At 68.9% G+C, this 12,560-nt stretch carries 13 protein-coding genes and 1 riboswitch; of the genes, 7 read left to right on the top strand and 6 right to left on the bottom strand.

Annotated features, from left to right (window positions below; genetic code table 11):
* Positions 1–57 precede the first annotated feature (57 nt).
* Positions 58–693: a LysE family translocator gene (locus tag IAE41_RS20010; RefSeq protein WP_200734307.1), complete on the bottom strand. Its 636-nt coding sequence runs from the start codon at positions 691–693 to the stop codon at positions 58–60.
* Positions 694–786: 93 nt separating this feature from the next.
* Here IAE41_RS20010 and IAE41_RS20005 point away from each other — a divergent pair, with 93 nt between their 5' ends.
* The 3 genes from IAE41_RS20005 (at position 787) to IAE41_RS19995 (ending at position 3,322) form a co-directional block, all read left to right on the top strand.
* Positions 787–1,209 carry an acyl-CoA thioesterase gene (locus IAE41_RS20005; protein WP_079224850.1) on the top strand — a complete coding sequence of 141 codons (423 nt, stop codon included), beginning with the start codon at positions 787–789 and terminating at the stop codon, positions 1,207–1,209.
* Between the two features lie 43 nt (positions 1,210–1,252).
* On the top strand, positions 1,253–2,059 hold the full coding sequence (locus tag IAE41_RS20000; RefSeq protein ID WP_200734306.1) for an NAD-dependent protein deacetylase: 807 nt from the start codon (positions 1,253–1,255) through the stop codon (positions 2,057–2,059).
* Positions 2,060–2,218: 159 nt separating this feature from the next.
* The gene (locus IAE41_RS19995; protein ID WP_200734305.1) at positions 2,219–3,322 is read left to right on the top strand and encodes an NADH:flavin oxidoreductase/NADH oxidase; all 1,104 of its coding nucleotides are present in this window, start codon (positions 2,219–2,221) and stop codon (positions 3,320–3,322) included.
* A 3-nt stretch (positions 3,323–3,325) separates the two neighbouring features.
* Here IAE41_RS19995 and IAE41_RS19990 read toward each other — a convergent pair whose 3' ends face one another.
* On the bottom strand, positions 3,326–4,237 hold the full coding sequence (locus IAE41_RS19990) for a LysR family transcriptional regulator (RefSeq protein ID WP_200734304.1): 912 nt from the start codon (positions 4,235–4,237) through the stop codon (positions 3,326–3,328).
* Between the two features lie 122 nt (positions 4,238–4,359).
* Between IAE41_RS19990 and IAE41_RS19985 the strand changes: the two genes are divergently transcribed.
* Both IAE41_RS19985 and purU read left to right on the top strand, forming a co-directional pair.
* The gene (locus tag IAE41_RS19985) at positions 4,360–4,614 is read left to right on the top strand and encodes a DUF2798 domain-containing protein (protein WP_200734303.1); all 255 of its coding nucleotides are present in this window, start codon (positions 4,360–4,362) and stop codon (positions 4,612–4,614) included.
* Between the two features lie 60 nt (positions 4,615–4,674).
* Positions 4,675–5,526, top strand: a complete 852-nt coding sequence (purU, locus tag IAE41_RS19980; RefSeq protein ID WP_079224860.1) for a formyltetrahydrofolate deformylase — start codon at positions 4,675–4,677, stop codon at positions 5,524–5,526.
* Between the two features lie 43 nt (positions 5,527–5,569).
* Here purU and pncA read toward each other — a convergent pair whose 3' ends face one another.
* The 4 genes from pncA to IAE41_RS19960 all read right to left on the bottom strand — a co-directional run bounded on the left by pncA (position 5,570) and on the right by IAE41_RS19960 (position 9,900).
* Positions 5,570–6,196, bottom strand: a complete 627-nt coding sequence (gene pncA, locus IAE41_RS19975) for a bifunctional nicotinamidase/pyrazinamidase (RefSeq protein ID WP_200734302.1) — start codon at positions 6,194–6,196, stop codon at positions 5,570–5,572.
* A gap of 56 nt (positions 6,197–6,252) precedes the next feature.
* Positions 6,253–6,924, bottom strand: coding sequence for an epoxyqueuosine reductase QueH (locus IAE41_RS19970; RefSeq protein ID WP_200734301.1), 672 nt, complete (start codon positions 6,922–6,924; stop codon positions 6,253–6,255).
* 158 nt (positions 6,925–7,082) lie between these two features.
* Positions 7,083–7,276: riboswitch (cobalamin riboswitch) on the bottom strand.
* A gap of 94 nt (positions 7,277–7,370) precedes the next feature.
* On the bottom strand, positions 7,371–8,780 hold the full coding sequence (locus IAE41_RS19965) for a nicotinate phosphoribosyltransferase (protein WP_200734300.1): 1,410 nt from the start codon (positions 8,778–8,780) through the stop codon (positions 7,371–7,373).
* A 64-nt stretch (positions 8,781–8,844) separates the two neighbouring features.
* On the bottom strand, positions 8,845–9,900 hold the full coding sequence (locus tag IAE41_RS19960; RefSeq protein WP_200734309.1) for a bifunctional nicotinamide-nucleotide adenylyltransferase/Nudix hydroxylase: 1,056 nt from the start codon (positions 9,898–9,900) through the stop codon (positions 8,845–8,847).
* Positions 9,901–10,118: 218 nt separating this feature from the next.
* Here IAE41_RS19960 and IAE41_RS19955 point away from each other — a divergent pair, with 218 nt between their 5' ends.
* Together IAE41_RS19955 and IAE41_RS19950 are read left to right on the top strand one after the other, a co-directional pair.
* Positions 10,119–11,993, top strand: coding sequence for a patatin-like phospholipase family protein (locus tag IAE41_RS19955; RefSeq protein ID WP_325167015.1), 1,875 nt, complete (start codon positions 10,119–10,121; stop codon positions 11,991–11,993).
* Between the two features lie 44 nt (positions 11,994–12,037).
* The gene (locus IAE41_RS19950; RefSeq protein ID WP_200734299.1) at positions 12,038–12,475 is read left to right on the top strand and encodes a hypothetical protein; all 438 of its coding nucleotides are present in this window, start codon (positions 12,038–12,040) and stop codon (positions 12,473–12,475) included.
* The last annotated feature ends 85 nt before the right edge of the window (positions 12,476–12,560 follow it).

Genomic DNA, 12,560 nt, shown 5'->3' with positions numbered 1-12,560 from the left:
CCCCCCCCCCCCCCCCCCCCCCCCCCCCCCCCCCCCCCCCGACTCTACAAAGCGTGGCTACCGCCGTCCTTCCACCGCCATGCGCACGGCCAGCCCGGCCAGCACCGTGCCCATCAACCAGCGCTGCGCGGCCTGCCAGCTCGGCCGCGCGGCCAGGAACGCCGCAATGCTGCCGGCCATCAGCACGATCACCGTGTTCACCGCCAGGCTGACCGCGATCTGGGTGAAGCCCAGCACCACGGACTGTGCCAGCACGCTGCCGTGGCCATCCGGATGCAGGAACTGCGGCAGCAGGGACAGGTACATCACCGCGATCTTCGGGTTCAGCAGGTTGGTCAAAAAGCCCATGGCGAACAGCCGGCGTGGGCTGTCCACGGGCAGGGCATGCACCGCGAAGGGCGAGCGTCCGCCCGGCTTCACCGCCTGCCAGGCCAGGTACAACAGGTACAGCGCGCCGCCGATGCGCAGCGCGTCGTAGGCGAAGGGCACGGTCATCAGCAGGGCGGTGATGCCCAGCGCCGCGCAGAGCATGTAGAACACGAAGCCCAGCGCCACCCCGCCCAGCGACACCAGCCCGGCGCGGCGGCCCTGGCAGATCGAGCGCGAGACCAGGTAGACCATGTTCGGCCCAGGCGTGAGCACCATGCCCAGCGACAGCAGGGCGAAGGCCAGCAGGTCGGCGGCGGCGGGCATGGCAACGTTCCGTGCGGTGGGCGTGGCGCAGTGTAGCGCCGCCTGCACCGGGGCTGGCTTAAAATTGCCGCACCCCACACCAATGGCCCCGCCATGACCCCCATTCCCGAAACCGTGCCGCCCATCGAAGTGCGCATGGCCGAAATCGTCTTCCCCAACCACACCAACCACATGGGCACCCTGTTCGGTGGCCAGGCGCTGGCGTGGATGGACAAGGCCGCCTTCCTCGCCGCCGCCCGCTACTCGCGCCGCACCGTGGTGACCGCGCGCAGCGACCAGGTCGATTTCAAGCTGCCCATCCGCATCGGCCAGATGGTGGAAACCGTGGGCCGCATCGTCGAAGTAGGCCGCAGCTCGATGAAGGTCGAAGTGGAACTGATCGCCGAAGACCTGCACAGCGGCGAGCGCAAGCTGTGCACGCGCGGCCACTTCGTGATGATCGCGCTGGGTGACGACGGCCAGCCGACCGCCGTGCCGCGCCTGCCGGGCACCCCGGCGGCCGACCCGGCCAGCTGACCACGCGCTTGCGGGGGTGCCCATGCGCCCCCATTTTGCTGCCATGACCCCGCCGCTGACCGATTTCATCGACCGTGCCCAACGCCTGTTCGTGCTGACCGGCGCCGGCTGCAGCACGGCCTCGGGCATCCCCGATTACCGCGATACCGACGGCCAGTGGAAGCGCATGCCGCCGGTGACCTACCAGGCCTTCATGGGCGAGGCGGCCACCCGCCAGCGCTACTGGGCGCGCAGCCTGCTGGGCTGGCCGCGCTTCGGCCTGGCCCTGCCCAACGGCACCCATCAGGCGCTGGCTGCGCTGGAAGCGCGCGGCACGCTGCAGGTGCTGCTGACCCAGAACGTGGACGGCCTGCACCAGCGTGCGGGCAGCCGGAACGTGATCGACCTGCACGGGCGGCTGGACCTGGTGCGCTGCATGGGCTGCGAACGCCGCAGCGGGCGCGAGGATTTCCAGCAGCGCCTGCTCGATGCCAACCCGGGCTGGGACGCGCTGGAAGCAGGCATCGCCCCGGATGGCGACGCCGATCTGGAAACCGACTTTTCTGCCTTCGTGGTGCCGGATTGCCCGTACTGCGGCGGCCTGCTGAAGCCGGACGTGGTGTTCTTCGGCGAAAACGTGCCGCGCGAGCGCGTAGCGGCCGTGCATGAGCACTTGCAGCAGGCCGATGCCGTGCTGGTGGTGGGCTCCTCGCTGATGGTCTATTCCGGCTTCCGCTTCGTGCAGGCCGCGGCCAAGGCCGGGTTGCCGGTGGCGGCGCTGAACCGTGGCCGCACCCGCGCTGACGACCTGCTGCAGTTCAAGGATGAACGGGACTGCGCCGAGGCGTTGGCGGGCTGGGCCACGCCCTGAGCCGAGCATGGGCTCGGCTCTACAAGGGCTGCCGGCTTCTGTAGAGCCGAGCCCACGCTCGGCTGCATCAGGTCGCGCGAAACAGCGATCCATCCAGATGGTTGATCCGCAGGCCGCGCAGCGGTGCAATACGCACCCCCTACGCATGTCCTGACCGTCTTGAGCCAGCTGTTCTCGCCGATGTCCCTCGGCCCCCTGACCCTGCCCAACCGCATCGTGATCGCGCCGATGTGCCAGTACTCCGCCGAAGACGGCCGCGCCAGCGATTGGCACGCCATGCACCTGGGCAACCTCGCGCAGTCCGGCGCCGGCCTGCTGATCCTGGAAGCCACCGCGGTCGAGCCGCGCGGGCGCATCAGCTGGGCCGACCTGGGCCTGTGGGACGACGGCACCGAGGCCGCCCTGGCGCAGGTGCTGGCCAGCGTCCGCCGCTGGTCGTCGATGCCGCTGGGCATCCAGCTGGCCCACGCCGGCCGCAAGGCCTCCACCGCCCGTCCTTGGGACGGTGGCCGCCAGCTGCCGGCCGACGATGCCAACGGCTGGGCCACCGTCGCCCCGTCACCGGTACCGTTCCACGCTACCGATCCGGCGCCCGAGGCGCTGGATGAAGCCGGCATCGCCGAGATCATCGCGGCCTTCGCCGCCAGCGCGGTGCGTGCCGAGCGCCTGGGCTTCGAGCTGATCGAGATCCACGCCGCGCACGGTTACCTGCTGCACCAGTTCCTGTCCCCGCTCAGCAACCGCCGCACCGATGGCTACGGTGGCTCGCTGCCGAACCGCCTGCGCCTGCTGGTGGAGGTGTTCGATGCGGTGCGTGCAGCGGTGTCGGACAAGATGGCCGTGGGCGTGCGCATTTCCGCCACCGACTGGGTCGACGGCGGCTGGGACCTGGTGCAGAGCGAAGCGCTGGCGCAGATCCTGGATGCGCGTGGCTGCAACTTCCTGCACGTGTCCAGCGGCGGCCTCGATGAGCGCCAGAAGATCAGCGTCGGCCCGGGCTACCAGGTGCCGTTCGCGGCGGCCATCAAGGCCAAGAAGCTGCGCATGCCGATCATCGCGGTGGGCCTGATCACCGAACCGGAACAGGCCGAATCGATCCTGCGCCACAACCAGGCCGATGCCATCGGGCTGGCCCGCGGCATCCTGTACGACCCGCGCTGGCCGTGGCACGCCGCCGCCGCGCTGGGCGACAGCGTGGTGCCGTCGCCGCAGTACCTGCGCTGCGAGCCGCGCGAAGCGCGCAACGTGTTCCGCGCGCGCTGAACCTCAGACCTGCCAGGCCGGTGCCATGCCGGCCTGCAGGTGCTCGAACAGCGCGCGGATCTTCGCGGTGAAATCGCGGCGGTCGCTCACGCAGAAGAACACCTCCATCGGCGCCGGCTGCCATGCGCTGGCCGGGCCGAACACCGCCTGCAGGCGGCCATCGCGCAGATAGGGCTCGGCCACGAACGCGGCCAGTCGGGTGATGCCCGCGCCGGCCGCCGCCAGCTCGGCCAGCGCGTCGATGTCATCGCAGACCATGCTCGGCGGCAGCGCCGCGTCCACCCGCTGGCCGTCCTTCAGCAGCCCCCAGCGCAGCGGCCGGCCATCGGTGGGAAAGCGGTGCAGCAGGCCGCGATGGCCGTTCAGTGCGGCCGGATCGCCCGGCGTGCCGTGCGCCTCCAGGTAGGCCGGTGAGGCACAGAACACGAACGGGATGCGCGCCAGCGGCCGTGCCACCAACCCGTCTTCCAGCTGCGCGCCGATGCGGATGCTGGCATCCACCGCCTCCGGCCCGTGCTGTACGGCGCGATCGCTCAGGCGCAGTTCCAGCTGCAGTTGCGGGTAGCGCTGCTGCAGGCTGGGCAGCAGGGGCGCCAGCACGTGGCGACCGAACGCGCTGCTGCTGGCGATGCGCAGCGGCCCGGCCGGTTCGATATCGCCGGCGGTGACCATCGCCTGCGCGCGCGCCAGGTCCGCCTCGATGTGCCGCACCTGCGCCAGGTACACCGCACCGGCCTCGCTCAGCGCCAGCTGCCGCGTGCTGCGGTTGAGCAGGCGCACGCCCAGGTGGGCTTCCAGCCGGTTGATGTTCTGGCCCACGGCGGTGGCGCTGATGCCGAGCTGGCGGGCCGCGGCGGCAATGCTGCCGGTCTCTGCGGTGCGGGTGAAGCTGCGGATGAGCTGCAACAGGTTCATGACCGACCAGCTTGCCATGCGGAAGGACAAGTATCGCTTGGGTCTGTGCCAAGCGTGGCGGGGCTGTGCGCCGGCCGCCGCACCGCTAGCCTGCCGGCCCACTTCACTCGACACGATGTGCCATGGCCTACCCCCGATCGCCCCGCTGGAAGCTGCACGCCCGCAGCACGCCGTTTGTCTTCGCCTTCTTCATGGCCGGCCTGATGGCGCTGCTGATGTGCCTGGTCATCACCGCCGCCAACGCCGGGCTGGGCAGCGGCTATCTGGCGCGGGTGCTGGCCGCCTACCAGATGGCCATGCCGGTCGCGTTCTGCGGCGTACTGCTGGTGCGCCCGCTGGTGGTGCGGCTGGTGGCCTTGACCGTGCATCCGCATTGAAGATCGGTTGCATCTGACAGCATTGTGCATCGCGGCAGGATGCTGCCCTACACTCGGGCGATGCGCCCCGATTCCATTCTTACCCTGTCCTGCCCCGACCGCACCGGTATCGTCTACCGCGTCTCGGGGCTGTTGTTCGACCACGGCTGCAACATCCTCGACGCCCAGCAGTTTGGCGATGAGGAGAGCGGCCGCTTCTTCCTGCGCGTGCATTTCGACCGCGATGCCAGCCTGCCGCTGGATACCGTGCATGCGGCGATGGCCGCGCTGGCCGCCGACTACGGCATGGACTGGCAGCTGCACGACGGCCGCCGCCGCGCGCGCCTGCTGGTGCTGGTCAGCAAGCAGGGCCATTGCCTGAACGACCTGCTGTTCCGCGCCCACAGCGGCCAGCTGAAAGTGGACATCGCCGCGGTGGCGTCCAACCACGCCGATTTCGCGCCGCTGGCCGCGTCCTACCAGGTGCCGTTCCACCACCTGCCGGTGAACGCCGAAACGCGCGCCGTGCAGGAACAGCAGATCATCGACCTGGTCGAGCGTGAGCGCATCGACCTGGTGGTGCTGGCGCGCTACATGCAGATCCTGTCGCCCACGCTGTGCCGCGCCCTGGCCGGTCGCGCGATCAACATCCACCACAGCTTCCTGCCCAGCTTCAAGGGCGCGCAGCCGTACCACCAGGCGCACGCGCGCGGGGTCAAGATCATCGGTGCCACCGCGCACTACGTCACCGAGGATCTGGACGAAGGCCCGATCATCGAACAGGACGTGGCCCGCGTGGACCACGCCATGGCACCGCGCGAACTGGTGCGGCTGGGCAGCGATACCGAATCGCAGGTGCTGGCGCGCGCCGTGCGCCGGCACGTGGAGCACCGCATCCTGCTCAACGGGCACCGCACGGTGGTGTTCCGGTAATCAGCCATCCCGCGCCCGCCGGGCCATGCCCGGCGGTCACGCGTCAGACGATCGCAATCCCTGCCTTGCCCAGCGCCTCGCGCACCATCGCGTCGTTGGCTTCGGTCACCGGCCGGGTCAGGTCCCACAGGAACTTCACCCGGAAGCCGGATTTCACCGCGTCCTGTGCGCTCCACAGTACGCAGTAATCGCGCGCCAGGCCGCACACATGCACCTCGCGGATGCGGCGCTCATGCAGCCAGCCGGCCAGGCCGGTCGGCGGGCGTTCGCCCTCCGGGCCGTGGTTCTCGCGGAACGCGCTGTACGAATCCACCTGCTGGCGGGTGCCCTTGCGCAGGATCAGGTCGGCCACGGTCCAGTCCACGCCTGGGTGCAGCGCGGCGCCGTCGCTGCCCTGCACGCAGTGGTCCGGCCACAGGGTCTGCGGCTGTGCATGCAGCAGGATGCTCTCGAACGGGCGCGTGCCCGGGTGCTGGCTGGCGAACGAGGCGTGGTCGGCCGGGTGCCAGTCCTGGGTGGCCACCACCGTGCGGTAGTGGCGCTGTGCCAGCAGCTCGGCAATCGGCGCCACCAGCGCGTCGCCCTGGTCACAGGCCAGCGCACCACCGGGCATGAAGTCCGGCTGCAGGTCGATCACCAGCAGGGCGACATCGGCGGGCAGGGCGGTCATGGCAGGGTCCAGCACAGCAGAAGGGGCGACCAGCGTGGCCGCCCCCTGCGCCCACGTCAATCGCCCTGCGGCGTTTCGGCATCCTGGCCGTAGTACAGCAGGCCGATCTTGATGCGCTCGCGGCCGGTTTCGCGGCGGTGGCGGTTGGCATCGCGCAGCGAGTACACGCAGCCGCAGTATTCCTGCTGGTAGAACTGCTCGCGCTTGCTGATTTCCACCATGCGGCTGGCACCGCCACCCTTGCGCCAGTTGTAATCCCAGTACTGCAGGCCCTCGTAGCGCGACGCGGCACGGATGCCACAGTCGTTGATCTGCGCCATGTTCTTCCAGCGCGAAATGCCCAGCGACGAACTGATGGTGTCGTAGCCGTGCTCATGCGCGTACAGCGCGGTGCGCTCGAAACGCATGTCGAAGCACATCGTGCAGCGGATGCCGCGCTCGGGCTCGTTTTCCATGCCGCGCGCACGGCTGAACCAGTTGTCGGTGTCGTAGTCGCAATCGATGAAGGCAATGCCGTGCTGCTCGGCGAAGCGGATGTTTTCCTGCTTGCGCAGCTCGTATTCCTTCACCGGGTGGATGTTGGGGTTGTAGAAGAAGATCGCGTAGTCGATCCCGGAGGCGGTGATCGCCTCCATCACTTCACCCGAGCAGGGCGCGCAGCACGAATGCAGCAGCAGGCGCTTGCCGTCGGCGGGCAGGGACAGGTCGGGGCGTTGGAACTCGGTCATCGTCGGGTGCATCTGGGCGTGGGCAACGGGTCTGGCCGGAAACCGTGAACAGGACGCGCGCGGCCACCCCGCCTGCACGCGCAGGACGAAGACGGCCCCGGCAACCTCCCCGCGGAGATTCCAGGTCGAGTCAGGGGACGGTCGTGTCCCCCGGCCGGGGCCGGTATTCGGGCTGATGGACACGGGCCGCAGCCCACCTACTACCTGCCGCTTCCCAGGCGCGAGCCCAGTGCTGTTGGCAGGATTCGTTTCCATTCACCGCTGCGGGGCAGCTCCGGAATGGGCGCGCGAGGCGCCTTCACCGGATTCCCATTCAAATCCCTGCCGTTGTCGCAACGACGGCAGGGATACCTTCGGCGTGCCCACGGTGGACGCGTTGCTGGCGTGGGTCAAGGGGGATGCGTCCACTTACCCCCAGTAGATCCACGCCATGCGTGGATGCGCCCTCAGTGCTGACCCGCCGCCCGCGCGCGGATCTCATCCAGCCGCTGGTCGTACAGCAACCGGCCGTTCTCCCACACGGTCACCATCGCGTCCTCAAAGCCGGCCGGCAGGGTCGGGTCACCGCTGGCCGGCAGCGCCACCGTATGCAGGCTGCCATCGTCCAGGCGGCGCAGCAGGCGCATGCGGCCGCGCTTGCTGGTCTTGCCGGCGTCGGTGATCGGGTCCTTGTAGACGTCGATCCATTCGCCGTCCACCCGCGCGGCCGAGCACTTCAGCGCGAACTTCTGCGTATCGCGGTCCAGCCGCTGCAGCAGCGCACCGCCCATGCCGAAGGCCACGTTGTCGGCGGCGTAGCCGTCGCCGGTGATGCGCTGCAGGATGGCGCGGATCGTGTCAGGGTTGATGCCATCGCCCTGGATCACCCGCACGTGGTTGAGCACGCGATAACCCTTGCCGTTGATCGTATGGCCAAAGGCCTCGTCCAGCCGGCGCAGGCTCTCGGCCACCACCTCCACCGGATCGCCCGAATCGGGCCGGATGACCAGGGTCGCGCCCGAAGCGATCACTTCATCGCGCAGGGTGGTACCCCAGTGCTCGCTGATCGCGCGGTAGATGTCATAGCTGTCCGACACCACCGCGACGATCGCACCGGGCTTGCCGAACTGGCGCAGCATGTTGCGGTACGCATCCACCTCACGCTCGCGGCCCCAGCTGGTGATGGTGCTGTGCTCGGCAGCGGGAATCGAATAGCCGGCCATCGGCGCGTGGTAGTGCGCGCGGGCCAGGCACAGCGCCGAAACCGTATCGGTGCCGAGGAAGTTGACCAGATGCGCGGCACCGCCCAGCGCGGCCGACTGCAGGCTGGACACACCGCGTGCGCCGAAGTCGTGCAGCTTGAACGGCAGCTGCCCCTGCGGGTCGTCGCTGGTCTGCTGCAGGAAGCCGGCGATGGTCTGCCGCGCATGCCAGCTGATGGTGGCCACGGTGACCGGGTACCACACGCGCAGCAGCAGGGTTTCCAGGTATGACGGCACCCAGAACGCGGCCGGGTCGGTCGATTCGATGGTCATCAGTGCCTGGTGCGTGGGTATCACGCTGCCCTCGGGCACGGCGCGGATGCGTACTGGCAGGTGGCCACCGAGGCGGTCGACGATATCGCGCCAGCCGGCTTCATTGAACGGTTCGCCATGCGCGGCGAATACCGCAGCGGCGTCGTCGATGTCGGCGTGGGTGATGGGCCGTGCCAGCGCGTCCTTGAGGATCGCCTGCAGGCCGAAGAACACCGTGCGGTCGTGCAGGCCGCCGCGCGATTCCACGTAGAAGAACGTGGCATCGGTACCCGGCGGGTACTGCAGCCAGTGGCTGGCCTTGTAGCTGTCGGTGTCGAGGAGAAGATTATCGAGGTAGTGCATGACGGAAGCTCCTTCGCGTCGAGTGACACCGGCGGTCTATCCGCCGGTGGGGAGGCCGGACCTGTCAGCCGCGGCCGAGGAAATACTCCAGGATGTGCAGGTGGTCTTCGAACAGCTGCGGGCCCATTTCCAGGGCTTCGCTCACCGGAATCCAGCGCGCCTTGTCGGCGTCGTCGCCGCCGCGCACCGCCGGCAGTTCGCCGGCCGGGAATTCGAAGTGGAAGCCGTGGGTGATGGTGCGACCGCGCTGGCTGCGGTCGGGGTGGTCGAACACCTGCTGGCTCTTCAGCGAGCCCTTCAGCACCGGCAGTGGAATCTTCAGTCGGGTTTCCTCGCGCAGCTCGCGCAGGCAGCTGTCCAGCAGGCTCTGTTCCTGGCCGACGAAGCCACCAGGCAGCGCCCACAGGCCCCTGCCGGGTTCCGAACGGCGGCGCACCAGCAGCACGTGGCCCGAATGCACCACCACCGCATCGGTGGTGACGAACGTGGGCGCGTACGGCGCGTCCTTCCAGGCCGCCTTGTACTGTTCGATGAAACGGTACTCGGCCACCAGCTGGCCATAGGCCGGTGCGCTTTTGCGGAACGCTTCGAGCATGTCGTACACCGGCGCCGGCACGTTGCCACGCAGCATCAGCAGCGCACCGTGGAAGTCGACATCGCCGGCTTCGAACAGGTAGCGGCGCAGCTCGGTGGCCGACAGGGTGGCGGTGTGCTGCACGTCCACCAGCGGCCACTGCGGGAATTCGCGCAGGTAGTAGCTGGAGGCGTCCTTGTCCATGCCGATCAGGCCGACCTTGGCATCGGCGGCGGCGCCGTCGTTGCGCAGGGCTTCGGCCACCTGGCGCTGCACGTTGGCGATCCACTGGGCTTCGTTGTACAGGTGGTCGCGCAGCGGGCGGATCAGCAGGCGATCGGTGTGGCCATCGAGGGCCGCCTGGATCATCACGGCGCGTTCGGCCACGGTCCAGGGATTGCGCAGGCTGCGGGGGGTGTCAGCAGAGCCGACCAGGAAGATCAGCTTGCGGGCCCGGCTCAGGGCCAGGCGGGCAACGGCGGCGTGGCCGTTGTGGAAGGGCTCGAAACGCCCGATGAAGACGAGATAGTCGAATTCCATGAGAATCCCTCATGTCGTTGTGGCAGCCGCGGGTCTGTCCCTTGGCTTGCTGTCGATGCTACGCCGATGGTGGTCAGGGTCAAGTGCACCGGCCAGTAGATCCACGCCATGCGCGGATGCCTTGCCCTTCCGTGGGCGGGTTCTCAGGCGGTGAGAAGCCTTCGCGTCATACTGCGTCCGTAGCGTCGGGTGGCATCTCAGGCACAGTCAGCGGGGGCAGGGTAGTGGCAGACAAGTACTGCGATCTGGTCATGAAGGGCGGCATCACCAGCGGCATCGTGTACCCCAATGCGGTACTGGCGCTGGCCCGCGATTACCGGTTCAAGAGCATCGGCGGCACCTCGGCCGGCGCCATTGCGGCGGCGGTGGCGGCCGCTGCGGCGTATGGCGATCGCCGCCAGCAGGTGGGTGAGCACCTGGCCGACGGCACCGGTTACGGCGGCCTGTCCGCGGTGTCAGCGCAGTTGTCGCGGCGCGGCTTCATCTACAGCCTGTTCCAGCCGGCACGCGGCGCGCGGGCGGCCTACCGGCTGCTGGTGGCGCTGACCGGCGGCTACGGGTGGCCGCGCAAGTTGTTGTGCCTGGCGGTGGCCGTGTTCGAGATCGCCCCGCTGGAAGTGCTGGTGTCGCTGGCACTGCTGCTGGGCCTGGGCTGGTGGGGCGGTGGCTGGAGCGGCGTGGCCGCCACCCTGCTGCCGTCGCTGCTGTGTGCCTATGGCGCCGGCGTGGCTGGTGCCGCGCTGCGGGTGGCGCGGGTGGCACGGCGCAACCTGCTGGGCCTGTGCAGCGGCCTGGGCCGCGATGCACGCAAGCCGGCACTGACCGAATGGCTGCACCAGAGCCTGCAGGAGCTGTCCGGCAAGCCGCTGGACGCACCGCTCACCTTTGCCGATCTGCACGATGCACCGCGTTATGCCGGCGAGCCGGAGAGCCCGCATGCCATCAGCCTGCAGATGATCACCACCTGCGTGTCGCACAACGAACCGCGCACGCTGCCGCTGGGCGGTGCGCAGTTCTGGTTCCTGCGCGAAGAGTTCGAGCAGCTGTTCCCGGCCAGCGTGGTGCAGTGGCTGGTCGATCACGCCGGCACGCCGGTGGATGTGGAAGGACGGCAGTACTACCACCTGCCACAGGGCCCGCAGCTGCCGGTGCTGGTGGCCACACGGATGAGCCTGAGCTTCCCGCTGCTGATCAGTGCGGTGCCGCTGCACGAGCCGGCGCGCCGCGAGCGCCGCTGCGCGCCGTCACCGGCCACCCCCGATGCCGAACACAACGTGGCCGACAGCATGGAAGGCCTGACCAGTGCCGGCCAGTCCTGTGGGCCGGTCATCACCGCATTCCGCATCTGCTGGTTCTCCGATGGTGGCATCAGCAGCAACTTCCCCATCCACCTGTTCGACGCGGCAATGCCGCGCTGGCCGACCTTCGCCATCAACCTGGTCTACCCGCAGCATGCCGAGGATGTCAGCCACGGCACCACCGGCCAGCAGGCGCTGGAGCGCGCCGTGGTGCTGCCCACCGAGAACCGCCACGGCTGGCAGCGCCATTACCAGTCCATCGCCACGCCGCTGGCCGCGGCCGAGCTGGGCCGCTTCCTGTTTGCGGTGGTGGCCACCATGCAGAACTGGCGCGACCTGCTGCAGGCACGCGCACCGGGCTACCGCGACCGCATCGTGCACGTCAGCCTGCAGGGCGACGAAGGGGGCATGAACCTGGACATGCCGCAGGAGGTGCTGAGCCGCATCGCCGACAAGGGCAGCCTGGCCGGCGCACGCTTCTGCGTGTTCTCGTTCGAGAACCACTACTGGATCCGCTGGCGCAACCTCGCTTCGGCCTACCAGCGCTACACGCTGGAAGTGGCGCGTACCGATGACCCGGCGCAGCAGGTACTGGCCTACCGCGCGGCGTACTCCATCGTCGCCATTGGTGAGCCGGTGGCGCCGTCGTACAAGCTGGGTTCGGAAGACAAGCGTCGCGGGTCGCAGCAGTTGTGGGCGCAGATGGTGGAGCAGGGCCGCACGTGGGAAGACCTGGGCCCGGACCTGACCGACGGTGCACCGCGCCCGCTGCCGCAGATGAAGGTGACGCCGATCTACTGACAGCGCTGGATACAATCGCGGCCCCCCACTGCAAGGAACGCTTCATGTCCTCCCGCCAACACCTGCTGGACCTGCTGGAACGACTCGATGCCCGCGATCCGGACCACCTGCCGGTGGTGCCGCTGGCCGCGTACTTCGAAGGCAACGATTTCGAAGAGTGCATCGCACCGAACCAGTGGGGCTACGGCCGCCCGCCGATTGCCGAGCTGTACGCACGCCTGGCCGCGATAGCCGCAAAGCCGGAAGTGGAGGGCGTGTACGTGGGCCTGCACCAGGACTGGGGCAGTGCACTGGAAGACGACAGCGAATGGCCTGCCGCCGAGAACGTGCACGTACTGACCCGCGCCGACGCCGCAACCGTGGAAGGCTGGCTGCAGGGCCTGGAGTGCGACGGCGTTGGCGAAGGCTGGCCGTATGGGCAGCACATTGATGCCCCCGTGCCCTCGGAAGGGCACCGCGTACTGACCGTGTTCTGGGATTAGTAGATCCACGCCACGCGTGGATGCATTTCGCGCACGGCCAGAGCGTGCCGACCAACGGTCGGCACCTACCGGTAGATCCACGCCA

This window comes from Stenotrophomonas sp. S39 (assembly GCF_016624665.1).
In the GTDB taxonomy this organism is placed as follows: Bacteria; Pseudomonadota; Gammaproteobacteria; order Xanthomonadales; family Xanthomonadaceae; genus Stenotrophomonas.
This window is presented reverse-complemented; position numbering and strand designations above follow the sequence as displayed.

Bases quoted from the DNA above. Each gene is read 5' to 3' on its own strand.
- IAE41_RS20010 (WP_200734307.1), bottom strand. From the start codon at position 693: ATGCCCGCCGCCGCCGACCTGCTGGCCTTCGCCCTGCTGTCGCTGGGC.
- IAE41_RS20005 (WP_079224850.1), top strand. From the start codon at position 787: ATGACCCCCATTCCCGAAACCGTGCCGCCCATCGAAGTGCGCATGGCC.
- IAE41_RS20000 (WP_200734306.1), top strand. From the start codon at position 1,253: ATGACCCCGCCGCTGACCGATTTCATCGACCGTGCCCAACGCCTGTTC.
- IAE41_RS19990 (WP_200734304.1), bottom strand. From the start codon at position 4,237: ATGAACCTGTTGCAGCTCATCCGCAGCTTCACCCGCACCGCAGAGACC.
- IAE41_RS19985 (WP_200734303.1), top strand. From the start codon at position 4,360: ATGGCCTACCCCCGATCGCCCCGCTGGAAGCTGCACGCCCGCAGCACG.
- purU (WP_079224860.1), top strand. From the start codon at position 4,675: ATGCGCCCCGATTCCATTCTTACCCTGTCCTGCCCCGACCGCACCGGT.
- pncA (WP_200734302.1), bottom strand. From the start codon at position 6,196: ATGACCGCCCTGCCCGCCGATGTCGCCCTGCTGGTGATCGACCTGCAG.
- IAE41_RS19970 (WP_200734301.1), bottom strand. From the start codon at position 6,924: ATGACCGAGTTCCAACGCCCCGACCTGTCCCTGCCCGCCGACGGCAAG.
- IAE41_RS19965 (WP_200734300.1), bottom strand. From the start codon at position 8,780: ATGCACTACCTCGATAATCTTCTCCTCGACACCGACAGCTACAAGGCC.
- IAE41_RS19950 (WP_200734299.1), top strand. From the start codon at position 12,038: ATGTCCTCCCGCCAACACCTGCTGGACCTGCTGGAACGACTCGATGCC.